Below are 13,311 nucleotides of genomic sequence, written 5' to 3'. Positions count from 1 at the left end.
TAGTTATTTTAATTTAAGGTTCATCCTTCAAACATCATTAATGCTAAAATTAAATTAATGCAACCTACTAATTATAACTTAAAAATGCCTCTATTAAGAGGCACAGTATTAACTAATATACAGGTTCTCATTTATCGTGGTAACAACTGTATCAATATAATCACCAAACTCCCGTTTCAGCAATTTGTAGCCACCAGAAGTTTTAAATGGTTCTTCCGAAAATGCCTCTTCTGCAGTCGGCGCAAGAACAGGCACTTGAAGTAATTGTTTTTCAATCCGCTCTAGCCATTTCTTCTGCCTTGGAGTCCAATCATGCAATGAATATACTTTTTGCATCGCATGTTTAATACGTGTTTCATGGTCAATGAGCGCTTCACCTAATGCAGCTTGACGAATAAAGCTAATAATGTCTGCGGCAATGTCTTCATTTTTTGTTTGTTTCCAAGCCGTTTGTAAATGTGATTGCTTAAATCCCTTTGTTTCTAGAATGGTAATTAGTTCTCTTAGGTCTTGTTTAGTCAAATCCTTCGGTCTTGTACAAACAAGATGAAGAGCAGGAATTTCATTTATATTCTCCTGAATAAAACGAACAAACCCATCTAAATAATCTTCAGGCCGTTTGTTTCCTTCCCCATATCCCCTAATCACATCGGTCACTTCATCATCCCTATTGGATATATATCGCTTCTCGCCCCTTACTCGATATGCTTCTATATATTCAAATAACATACTGTGTTGCTTTGCTTCTTGAGGTGAATATGTTAGAATTTCCTTCGCCCATTCATCAACATTTTTTCCGTCTGACAACTCTTCGAATTTTTTCTTACCCTCATCGTTTAGCCGCTGCTTACGACGTTGAATTTTCGCTACTAATTGTTCCCTATAAAATTCCGCTTCTTCTTCGTTTGAGGCATTTGCAAGTGACTCATACAATTCACCAATACTGTAATTTTGTTGCTTTACAACAGGTTTCATTTCCGTATAACTTTGCAGTCTATCATAGATACCCACTGCATCATATATGTTAAAATGCGTTTTCCCAATGTCTGGGCAAAGACGAGTAGCACGACCAAGCATTTGGTCATATAAAATACGAGACTGAACACGCCGTAAAAATACCAAATTTGTGATTGGTGGAACATCAATGCCCGTTGTGAGTAGGTCTACCGTTACCACGACATTTGGTAACCTTTCGTTTTTAAATCGTTTAATCGCCTCTAATGGCTTGTAGATATAGCCTGTAAGTTTCATAATGGCATCATCTTCAATTTCATCGCCACGCTCTTTAAATGCTTCCTTCAATAAACGTACCACCAAATCGGCATGCTGGTCTGTAGCGGCAAAGATAAGTGTCTTCTCTTTCCCTGTTGGGTCAATATATTCAACCAGCTTATTTAGAACCGCTCGATTAAAAGGTTCAGTTATAACTCTTTTATTGAACTGCTGAACCTCAAAATGTAAGGTATCCTCTATTTTCTCTAGTTGAATTTCACCTTGGTCAACATCATATACCTCTACTTCTTCATCCTTTTCAAATGTAATCCCTGCCTCTGAAAGTTCCGTCTTAAATAAATACGGTGGTTCATGGTCAACTAAAAACCCTTCCAACACTGCTTCACTATATGAATATTTAAAAATAGGCATTCCGAAGATTTCAGTTGTATGAAGTGCTGGTGTTGCTGTAAGTCCTAAAGAAGCTGCATCAAAGTAATCTAGAACACGACGGTATTGGCTGACATAATCATTTTGGTCCCGAAACTCTAATTCTTCCTCTGACATTTCCCTATCACTTGTGTATCCACGATGTGCTTCATCAACAATAATAAAATCATATTGCCCAACACTTGGAATCTTCTCACTATCATTGTAAAACAGTCTCCTAACCATCCCTTGAACCGTGGCAATATGAACTTTTGTTTCGACATCTGGAGTCATATCATCTAATGATTTAACATCATATATATCAGTGAACGAATAGCCTTCAATTTTTGTATCCTTCAGAGAATCCTCTGTCTGTGTTCCTAGCGAGTTACGGTCAACCAGAAATAAAATGCGACGACACTTTTTTGTTTTGATTAAACGATACATAAGAGCTATTGCAGTTCGGGTCTTTCCCGTTCCTGTTGCCATTGCTATGAGCATTTTTCTTTGTCCTTCTATTAATGCATGTTCAGCAGCAAGTACAGCTTTCTGCTGATAAGGGCGTAAGCCAAACTTAGTAATATCCTCTTCCTCTAAACGTTTATTCGCATCCATATCGTCCTGGCTGAGAAGAAGTTGCAAATCGTCAGGTGAGTGCCATCCTTCTAATGGTCGAGCATATTCTAATGGTTTGCGGGAATCCCAAAACCATATGCCTGATTCTTCTTGAAGTTGCTTCAAATATGGTCGACCATTTGTAGCATATAAAAATGGGACTCTATATTCACCAGTGGTTGGGATAATGACTTCTTCTCCCACCTGCACAACATTTTTAGCATATACCTTTGTTTGGCTTTCTAACGCACCAGGAATTGTTTTCTTCTTTGCCTTTGCTTCAATAAAGCCAACTAAATTCAGACCAATAAACAAAGCATAATCCACTCTGCCACCTTCAACCTTCCACTCAGCAATTGCCATGTTTCGATTTTTTTGTGGCAGCGTACCATTTTTATGATGATTCAGCCTAGTTGTATCAACTTCCCAACCCGCAGAACGTAGTTTTTCATCAATAATGATGCGTGTTTCAGCTTCTGTTAATTGATTCCGTCTCATGAAACTTTTTGATTTCTTTTTCCGTCCAGTTTTTAAAATCGGTTGTTCTGATTCCGCTTGTTTACGGATTGCATCCAATTGACTTTCCAGCATCTTAACTTTTTCTTCGTATTCTTGTTGAAGCTTTTCTGTGTCCAATTCCACCTGTTCTTGTGGTTCTATGTATTCTGGTGGATTAAAATTCCAATTATCTCCATACACCTCCATAAACCAAATAGATAGTCGAAAAGTCAATTGCAACAAAGCTTTTGCTTCTTCTGTTTTTCCATACCCCGCTTCGTGCATCGCTATATTTCCTGTACGACGAAGAGTTTCAAATATATCAATTAATTCAGGCTCTAATAATCCTTCTCTCCGTAACGTGTTAATACGGTCCACCTGTGTCGTACCGTATGCTTCCTTAATGTTTTCAGCAGCAAGGATAAACTTTGTAACTGTCTCTGCAAATAAACGAAGTTTCATTACGGTCGTATGAGGGTCATGATATACATTTTTCTCAGCTGTCTCTCCTAGGTTAGCAAGTACATCCCATTTCCCTTGAAAAAATGAAAAGTTGCTATTCATTGCTATCACCGTTTTCAGAAATATTTTATGTGTCCATTATACTATAAACATACATAAATTGGTTAATACTGTGGACGTACTCTAATATCAACCATAAATCTACAACAAATATAATAGACAACAACTTTTTTACAACATGAAAGAGAAAAGGTCTATTCATCCTCTTGCGAGAAAAAACAGACCTAATACAAAAAATATATAAGGAATAAAGCTTCAATAGATGCTTTTGCATTACAACCAACAATAAAAGTCTTTCCTTATAACTGATATCAATCCTTGATGAAAAATAAATAGTATTTCCGAGATGCTCTGCTTTCCAGCAGGGCATTTTATTATATATCAGAAGGTGGAAGTAAACTAGGTGGAAGAGATTGTTCTATTTCTTTTGGAAGCACTGCTTTGACTGCTGCTTGTCCAATTTGTTTAGCAGCTTCTGGATTACGTGAACTCCAATTCATCATTTTAATCATTAGTGCTGTTATCCATTTTCTTTTTGATAAAAAAGTAACTTGTTCTTTTAACAATTCGGCTTCTTCCTGTAATTTATCAATCTCAGATTTTAATTTCGTTTTATTTTCTTCTTGTTTTTCTATATTTTCTTTAAAAAGGTTTTCTAGTTCAGTAATCTTATTTTTTAATTCTTCTCCTTCTTCTCTAGAAAAATAAGATTCTTCATCATTACTAAATTTCTCTCTAATTAAATTGTGAATTTCGTGTATTTTTTCTTTATTATCGTAAACCTGTCTACCTAAGACTGTGCTTTTAAGTTCATCCCTTAGTAGGTTAATCCAATTATCAATGGCTTCTAAAAATTCATCAATAGTACAATCTCTCTCTTGTGTGTAAGAAGTAATTTCTCCTGGGCTATATCTTATATTTATTTTATTGGAGTTTGTATTTATCTCTGAATTAAAATAATACTGCTTATCATAGTTGTACCTGATTTTAAGATGTATTACATTATATGATTTTGGGTCACTATTTTGGTCTATATCAAAGTCTTCAATGGAAAATCCCTTTTCTGACAATTTACTTGTAACATCATTTAAAAATCGTTTACTTAATAAAACATCTTGCGGCATACTGTCACCATCCATATTTTTTATTTAATTATAACAAAAAATGTTAATTACTAGACTTTATTTTATGAATTCATTCATCATTAGTTTATAAAATTCATATTCACTTTTAAATAGCTTTACCCTCATAGATAGAACGGTATAACACAATTGAAAACTAGGTGCTCACAAACTAAAATAAGCCCTTCAACCATTGGTACTATTACATTCATGATTAAATGCCTATTTATTTTGTATTATTAAGGTGTATAGTATACTATCATATTTTCTTTTGAAGCTTATGTATTTGGACATTCGACTTAATACTACAAATTGCGCAAATTCAAGAATTTTAGTGTGTATAATGAATAAAAAATAGTCTGACAATGATCCATTTTTTATTTTTTCAATGATCACTTAAAGTTCATAAATATTTCTTAAAATACATAACCCATTTTTAAACATCTCTAAATTAATAAATAACTGTTATTTCTATTTTAATTTAAACAAAAAAAGACTATGCACTGAGCACAGTCATATTAAACCAGAAAATCAGCTAAAATTTTCTCGATTTCAAAAGGGGTTATTCCTTCATTCACTGAGAATATGGTATCGGCTTCCTTTTGTATTTCAACAAGCGTACCCCGAGCGTTCGCATGTAGCATAAACAAATCGTAAAGCGTTGGCTTTGTAAGAGAAGTCAAACTTTTGCCGGTTGCAGCAATCCCTATCAAATTTCCTTCAATATTAATCGCGTAATTCGGATTTCTCCGCAAAGCAATATCCGACCAGATCGCTTTGCGTTCAGCGAGGTCAAAAATAACAGGAATGCAAATTTGGGTATCTGCAGTAATGTCAAACTTGTCAACCACGGTCTTCGGCTCAAAAATCTCTCCCGAACGTGCTTCTTTTCGGATCATCCAGCCTGCAAAACATTCTGGCAGTTCGCCATAGCTTTGACCAGTAAAGCAGTTAACATTGACAATCACATATCGTCCACCGTTTTTCACTATGCTCGGTATATCCATATCGATAAATTCAGCAGCACCTTTTGGAGCGTCAGTAATATCACCGGAATGAAACATACGGAACCCATTAGAACGAAGATTGGTATACGAAACCTGGTCCATAAACTTCCATTTCTCGTCAAATATCGTAACTGAAAGATCAAGGTCTACTCTAGTTTCCCAAGGATCGTCTCCGTCCATGTTCCTCCACCAGACATACGCACGTATCGTATCACCATCCGGAATCTTTAGCTGGCTTCCACGGGAAATGGTGCGAATTGATCTTGAAGCGCTCCTTTGGGAAAATGGGACAAGATAATCCTGTAGCTCTTTATCCACAAATACTTTCCCGAACGGAGGAAGTTTGCTGAAGCGTGTCACAAGCTCTTCTTCGATAGCACTAACGACTAAGCAACAAATTTCTTCTTCAATGTGTATCAGCTCATTCGTAATGCTGATAGCTTTCCCTACATTTCCTTTTGGGAAGAATACACGAATATCACTGCCGTTGTTTCGGTTTTTGAAGTGAGCGTGAACCTGTAATAGAACTCGCGTTGAAACAGAACCTACCACTTCTGAAAAAGATTTAACCACTTGTTGAGGTTCTTCTGAAATGCGGATAATGTGATCTAGTCTTCTCGCGAAATCGCCAGGTCGCTTCTTCAAAAGAGTAACTGCTGCCATAGCATCTTTTTGCCCTAAAACATGCTCCAATTTCCCTCCAAATGTCTGGAATGCAACATTTCCACGGACTGCCTCAAAGGCTTCGTAGACTTTTGAATATTTTGATTTGAATTCGCCCGGATGCAGTCGTTCACCTAAGCGCTTCCAAGCCTCCTTATGACGTAGCATATCTTCTTCAAGATGGTTAACCGAATCCAATAAAGTCATTAGCAAACGGCGCTCCGGACGATTAAAGCTCTTGAAACGAGTGTTGGATGCTAAACTTATGTCTCCTCCGGAGAGAGCCACAGCTAATCTCAATACTTCTGTTGCTGTATCAAAATACCTGGAAATCACATTCACATCTGCTTTTTTAAATTGGAGCATTTGAGCAACTATATATCCGATATTTTCCTTTAATGGTATTGAGTCAGGTAATAATGAAGCAGGATCATCCATTTGCTCGATTGCCCATGCAATATCCTGTTTATCTATTTCGGAAATCGAGGATTTTGCACTGATTAAGTTCTGAATCATTAAAATAAAGTCTTCGTCTATTGCTAAGTCTAAAATACGAAGATCTGTTCTTTCGATAAGAGGAGAACGAATCACTTTTTCATATATGGGAAGACAATTGTTCGGGAGATTGATCCCAATGGAATCCCTTACAGCAACAGAAAAATAGTGAACAATAGCATTTAGATATAATTCAGCCTCTTCCATATCCATCACTTGTGTTGGAAAATTTGGATACATTGGACGAAAACTTCTATTTTCTCCAGTCATTTCTTGGAGGTCATGGATAAGAGTATTATAGAAATATAAAAACTCCTTTTCGTTCATCGTGCGAACAGCATTTATCAACTTTTCAGAAAACATAAAGCCAAGTTTTTCAATGTTTTTTAAAGCTGTGGCTAACACATCTAAACATAATACCTTTTCAGGTCCTTGATTCACAATCAATTTTCCTTTTCTGCGCACAAAAATACTGTTTTTGTCCATCCCCATCAGCTTCCAATCTTGAATTCATTATATATAAAAAAATAAAAAAATCAGGTAACCGAGATTTCTCACAGCCTGATTTTTTCTAATGATTTTTCTCTTAAATAATTATAAACAGGAAAGCGATACCTCTGCTTTTTATCCAATGAGTTGTAGAAGGAAGAAGTATCATAGCCTGATACATAGAGTATAATAGAAAAAAACTAATAATGAAATGATGTTATAAAAATTTTTTGATTTCTAATAAATTTGTCTTGGTAAAAAATATAACAAGCATCTTTCTTTTTCTTGTCAAAAACATCCCTTGCTTCTTGCCCTTATGCGCATGGAAGCTTATTAAAACTAAATACATGCACTTAATCGATTCGAAACACCTCTCCTTTTGGTACAAACGGCAAATGGTTGCATTTTGGCAAAAGGAATGCATGTTTCCTTTTTATCACTAAACGTTCGCAATACCCATCGGTAATGATCAGTATTGGACCATTTTTCGGGAAGTCTTTTGCATTTAGGATTAAGTCGATTCCCGGCTGCAGAACCGTTCCACCTCTTCCCTTTACTTTCACAGATTCCGCAATTTGTTCCACCGGCATATATCCAGCATCATAAGGTGCTGCGTCGCAAAACACCACTCGAACCGCTGGTACATCACGGGATGCGCAATAGCTGGCAATCGTTCCAAGTGCTTTTGCAAGGAGTTTTTTGTCCATTGAACCTGATGTATCCAGCACAACTCCGAATGTTCTGCCGTGTTCATCTCCGCCGACATCTACATAAGTTGGGCGAGGGATATCCGGCGTGGAGGATTGTCTGCGTGAAAGCCTTGCATAAGTCCTTCTTTTTTCAACAGGCTGAAAATGATGGTCAAACCATTTCGCGAGTTCTACATCCCATTTAATCGGCGGCATGGCAAGAGCCTTTATTTCCTCGATTAATCCTGAAGGGAGCGTCCCTCTCATTTGTTCCTGGTGATAAATAAGCCCTTGTGAGAGGCAGCTTTTATAAAAATCTTCTAAGCTCATGCCATTTCTTTGATCCCAGAAAGCGGCATTCCCCTCGTCAATAATGTCGCTACCGCCAATACCACGGAATGTATGTAGTTTTCGGTATGTGCGCATATCGGTGACAATTTTATCGTAAATGCTCTCAGAGGACATTCCCTTTAATGCTGGATCCAAAAGCCCACCGATTTTCGGAAAATCTCCAATTTGCATCTCCACTAGCCATTGGTTGATGACGTAATCGCAGGCAACGTTCCAGTAATAAGGATCTCGTCCCTGGCGTCTTTCATGATGGCAAAGACCTGCGTGCAATAGCTCATGTGCGATGATGAATTTACATTCCTCATAAGATAAACCTGCTGCTGGATTGATGTAAATTTCTTTATGAATAACATCGATTGCAGCAATCGAGATATCAAGTCGTGTGCACAGGAGGACATCCTCAATGATTTTAAAATCCGCTGCAAGTGAACCTAAAAGCGGATAAGAATCAATGAACCAGCTTCTTGCTTTTTGTGGATCGGTTAGTTTACCGGTTGTTTCACCTAAAAAGTTTGCATGACCGCTTGCGACATCGACTGCGCTTGATACAGCCAGTGTCAAACCTTTCCCAAAGCAGCCTTCCCAATCGATTTTGCCTCCCCAGCGGTATTCATTTTCCTGAAATACCATATCGGTTTTAAAGGTGCCGCCGGTTCCAAAATATTTGAGTTGCTCCGGAATGCCTCGCTCCAACATCTTTTGATAGAGCTGTTCTTCATTTTTTGCCTGAATGTCTATTCCGTTTTGGAGTTCATGTGGCACTTGGCCGAGTTTCATATCGGACAAGAATTTTGCCACAAACGCATCACATGCGATATTCCATAGGGAAGGTTGTTCTTTTTCTTTAAAATGACCGAAACCCAGGTGCAGTAGGCAGTGAGCAAGCACGTAAGCCCACTCTTCAGATGACGCTTTTCGCTTTGGATGAACGTGTATCGTCCCTCCTTTCGTCACCACTGCCCATCCGTCCTCCGGACATAAATTGCCACTTTCATTTCGATAAAAATAGGCGTGCGTGACAAGCGGGGAGAACATGGGATGATGTTTGATCATCTCATATCCCGCTTCATAATTTCTCTGCGCTATATTTAGCGTACCTTTGTTTTTACTCATTTCACTTTTTCCTCTCGTTTGACGAGTCGTGGCAGGTCGCGGATGATTTCGACCATGAACCAGTCTGGAAGGCTTTTTGCATCCTCTTGTTGCGACACAACCATTTGCGCCATCTCGTGGCTGATGCTTGCTAAATCTTTAATAAGCGCTTTTGCTTGATGTGCGAACTGTCGCTGTGCGCCATTTACATCATCTTTTTCCTGCGGCAGTTCTTTTAAGATCTGTGCCCGGAAAGATTGGGCAAGGAAATAAAGCACGTCACGATCTTTCGCTTCACTTGGAAACTTCATTTCGCCATTTAAAATTTTGTTTAAATCGTAGCGGGAATGAAGTTGTTTGTGAAACGCTTTAAACTGAGATGCATGTTGCGGTGAAACCGAACCTGCTGCCAAAATACCCACCATTTCATTTGAAATATCCTCTCCACAAGAGTGAAGCGTATCGCTTAGCATATGCCAGGAGCGCGGTGTGGAGAATGGTTCTTCGTGTTTCGGCGGTTCCACCCATAATTGGTCTGGTCGCACTTGCAAGTATTCAATGACCAGCGGATGAATACCGCTTCCCATTGCCCATCCCATCCATTCTTTATGAGATACGTTGAGCTGCACATGGAACATACGGTTGATGAGCGCGGAACTCATCGTTTTGACAATGGCGCTGTCTTGTGCGCGGTTTCCAGCACCGATCACGATCGACCCTTTTGGAAGCTCGTACTCTCCAACACGACGTTCGTGGATTAAGCTATAAAAAGATTTTTGTACTTCGTGTGAGCAAGCGTTTAATTCGTCAAGAAATAAACAATACGGCTCATCACGTGCGATCATATTCGGCGGGCAAAACCGTGTTTTTCCTTCGAGGATCTGCGGAACACCCATGATGTCTTCTGGTGCGAGCTGACTGCCTAAAAGTGATACGCAGGGCAAGCCGACTTGTTCGGCGAATGTTTCGACAAGTGAAGACTTCCCGATGCCTGGTGCTCCCCAGATAAAAACTGGGCGGATGACCGCTACATTTAATAGCACTTCCATTAATTGATTTTGTGTTACTTTGTTTCCTAAATTCATTCGATTCTCCTTGATTAATTTATCTTTTTATTTAATCAATTATATCATGGGGCTTTTGAACAACCTGCCGTTTTTAAAATATGACTTTTTACATTAACGCTTTAGCACACTGTGGGTCAGGCATGATGTCACCCAATATTTCTTAGCTAAATTTTGGGTTGTTCCCTCACTCATCCCTTCTCACCCCTCCCTCTTAAAATACCCCGCAATAGCAGGAAAACTCTCCATATCCTTCTTCATGTCCCGAAACGAAATCACCTCCTTGCCTCTAGCAAGCTGGAAATCTAGCGAATATTCGTGACAGTTTAATGGAGTTTGATGAAAGGTTTTGGTATAGAAATCGATTGCTTCTTGTCCGCTTTTAGCAAAGATAAAGACAAAATCCTTCTGGCTCATCTTCAATGAGTAGATGCCCATTTTATGGATCCCTAAGTAATTATGTTGAATCAATTCCGCTACCTTCTGATGATCCACTTGATTGAGGTCAATTTTTGAAATGTCATCTTTTAAGGAAATTTTCTGCCCTTCTAACAAATAGTAGATGCAATAGGCCAAAGAGGATTCATCATAATGGAAACAATCCTGATATAATTCTTCCACAATCACTGCTAACACCTCGATATTAGATTATGTTCCTGACTCCGTGACCGAAACGGAAACACCCTATTCCTTTTGCTCCTCAATCTTTCCCGTATGCTCATTGTAATTCACTGGAATGGTTCCAACTGGACCATTTCGATTCTTAGAAACAATGATTTCAAGGGAATGATCCTCAGATTCCTTGTCATAATAGGCTTCGCGATACAAGAACAGAATCACATCGGCATCCTGTTCCACACTGCCTGATTCCCGAATATCAGACATCATCGGCCGTTTATTGGCTCTTGATTCCACCGATCGATTTAACTGCGCCAAACAAATGACGGGGCAATTAAAATCCTTCGCCATCGCTTTAAGGGATTTAGATATTTTCGTCACTTGTAAATGGGAATTACTGCCAAAAAATTGACCAGAATGGATAAGCGTTAGATAATCGATAAACAGAATCGGTTTCTTGTATGGAAATTGATGCATCATTTTTCGTGTTTTTGCTCTCATTTCGGCAATGGTTTGTCCAGCCCCATCAAAAATTTGCATATGGGTTTCCGTAAGGTCCCCAATGACATCCGACCATTTATTCTTTTGATTAGGATTGAGCATTCTTTTCGGATCCCGCATTTTTGCACGGTTAAAGCCTCCGGTTGAAGCGATTAATCGGGAGGTGATCAGTCTTTCGGGCATTTCTAAGGAAAAGACGAGAGGCAAATATCCAGCCCAACCCGACATTTTTGCAAAATGAAGCATTACATCGGTTTTTCCCATCGAGGGTCTTGCCGCTAGAATCGTCACTTCCCCGTCCTGAAAGCCTCCTGTCACTTCATCCAACTTTTTGATACCCGTTGAGACAGTTTTCAACGTTGGTTGATCTTCCCAGGGTGCCTCATAAATGATGGACATCGCTTGTTGTAAGGACGTGTGATCGTCCAGCTTCATTTGGTTAATCTTATCCAATTCGGCGATTACTTTCGCAATTTCCCAATCGTTCGTGGCTGCAACCGTTAAGATGTTTCTCTTTTCCCGTTCCTTCCACTGATCAAGAATGAGTTTCTCTGTACTATCAAATTTCTCTAGATCCGCAAACGATAACAGTTCCGAAAGGTAAGACATTCCACCTACAGAATCGAGGTCAGATAAGGTGGTTAAGGAAATTAAATCAATATTCTTGCCAGCACGCTTAAACTCTACCATCCTTCGCATTAATTCTTTATGCCGTGTACTTTCTAGCTGTTCAGGCTGAATCACTGTATCCTTGAGTAAGTATTCCGCCTTCATCAAACTTCCTAAAAACGCCTTTTCTGCCATACTCATCACTCTTCACCTGCTGTCAGATCAAGTTCAAATCCTCTTGGAATATCTCTTCCAGAAGGAGATGATTCAGTTGATTTCCTATGCTTTGGTGCAGGCTTTTGCTTCTCCTGATCAGTTTCAACTTCTGCTACGGTCAGTAAAGATTCATTTTCCCAGTTCTTCAGAATCCCCACAATATAGTTCAACTTCCGTTTGTTATTCGCACAGGCAATATTCATTGCTTTTAAAATCATCTCTTTTGGCTGCATGAAGCTAGAATCATCTAACCACGACAACAACTGCTCTTTTGCATTCACGTTTGAAAATCCAAACCCATTATCATCCCAAAACTGAATAATTTCTTTCACATCTTTTGATTTTTTATTTCTCTGTAAGAGATTTTCTATTTCTGGATTATTTTCTAGATTGTGATCGAAATCTGTTTGTTGTTGTTTTTCTTTTTCTTTTTCTTTTTCTTTTTGCCCACGTATCGTATGGCGAATCGGGAACGTATCGTCAACTTCTTCACATTCCGTTTTATATGTATCGTTTTCAAATAGATCTGTATCTTCCTTGTTGAGAAACATCTCCTCATGTTCACAAAATGAATCATACAGGCTGCGAATTTCCAGCTTCTGAATGGCACTCGAAACATATCGAATAAGCGAGGGATCCTCTACATCTTTTAGTTCGGAGAAAATACAATCCATAACGGGTTTCCCGCCTTTATCCAAGTTATCTTTCCACCAGTTTTTAATGGCGAGTTCTCTTGTTTCAGGATTGTAGCAAATGAACTTGTGATGATGGATGAAGCGATCCATTAACGAGTGAACACTCTCAATCGAATAGCCTAAATCAAAAGCCATTTGTTTTTTCGTAATTTTATAGATTCCAATTTGAGTGGTTTGGGGATTTGTAAGAAGATAGAGATAAAAATATTTATCTTCTGGGGTCATCTCCTCTAGAACAATCGGATTCTTCCAAAAATCGGTACGCACCATTCTATATTTTGCCATTTTAACCACTGTCCCTTCTCGATAAAAAAATCCTTCATTGAATATATAAAGTTCCATGAAGAAAACGGACATATGGTTTTTATAAAGATGTGAATATTTAGTGACAAAAGAATCACAATTTCTTTTGTGGAGAATATGTA

At 38.5% G+C, this 13,311-nt stretch carries 8 protein-coding genes; all 8 read right to left on the bottom strand.

Features of this window, described 5'->3' with window-relative positions:
- Positions 1-108 precede the first annotated feature (108 nt).
- The 8 genes from hsdR to M028_RS30730 all read right to left on the bottom strand — a co-directional run bounded on the left by hsdR (position 109) and on the right by M028_RS30730 (position 13,171).
- The gene (gene hsdR / locus M028_RS0121600; RefSeq protein ID WP_026575696.1) at positions 109-3,318 is read right to left on the bottom strand and encodes a type I restriction-modification system endonuclease; all 3,210 of its coding nucleotides are present in this window, start codon (positions 3,316-3,318) and stop codon (positions 109-111) included.
- 332 nt (positions 3,319-3,650) lie between these two features.
- A complete protein-coding gene (locus tag M028_RS0121595; protein WP_035424252.1) occupies positions 3,651-4,400 on the bottom strand; it encodes a hypothetical protein in 750 nt (249 codons plus the stop codon).
- A 515-nt stretch (positions 4,401-4,915) separates the two neighbouring features.
- Complete coding sequence (locus M028_RS0121590; RefSeq protein WP_035424251.1) at positions 4,916-7,048, bottom strand: TerD family protein; 2,133 nt, start codon at positions 7,046-7,048, stop codon at positions 4,916-4,918.
- A gap of 356 nt (positions 7,049-7,404) precedes the next feature.
- Positions 7,405-9,204 carry a DUF2201 family putative metallopeptidase gene (locus M028_RS0121580; RefSeq protein ID WP_026575693.1) on the bottom strand — a complete coding sequence of 600 codons (1,800 nt, stop codon included), beginning with the start codon at positions 9,202-9,204 and terminating at the stop codon, positions 7,405-7,407.
- Complete coding sequence (locus M028_RS0121575; RefSeq protein WP_026575692.1) at positions 9,201-10,268, bottom strand: AAA family ATPase; 1,068 nt, start codon at positions 10,266-10,268, stop codon at positions 9,201-9,203. The genes M028_RS0121580 and M028_RS0121575 overlap by 4 nt, the downstream gene beginning before the upstream one ends.
- 180 nt (positions 10,269-10,448) lie before the next feature.
- Positions 10,449-10,874, bottom strand: coding sequence for a hypothetical protein (locus tag M028_RS0121570; RefSeq protein WP_026575691.1), 426 nt, complete (start codon positions 10,872-10,874; stop codon positions 10,449-10,451).
- Positions 10,875-10,931: 57 nt separating this feature from the next.
- Positions 10,932-12,176, bottom strand: coding sequence for a replicative DNA helicase (locus M028_RS0121565; RefSeq protein ID WP_026575690.1), 1,245 nt, complete (start codon positions 12,174-12,176; stop codon positions 10,932-10,934).
- On the bottom strand, positions 12,176-13,171 hold the full coding sequence (locus tag M028_RS30730; protein WP_231510854.1) for a DnaD domain-containing protein: 996 nt from the start codon (positions 13,169-13,171) through the stop codon (positions 12,176-12,178). The genes M028_RS0121565 and M028_RS30730 overlap by 1 nt, the downstream gene beginning before the upstream one ends.
- Between the last annotated feature and the right edge of the window lie 140 nt (positions 13,172-13,311).

Origin of the sequence: Bacillus sp. UNC438CL73TsuS30 (assembly GCF_000482325.1) — a bacterium.
Classification (GTDB): domain Bacteria; phylum Bacillota; class Bacilli; order Bacillales; family Cytobacillaceae; genus Neobacillus.
The sequence above is the reverse complement of the archived record's forward strand: the minus strand, read 5'-3'. Positions and strand labels throughout refer to the sequence as shown.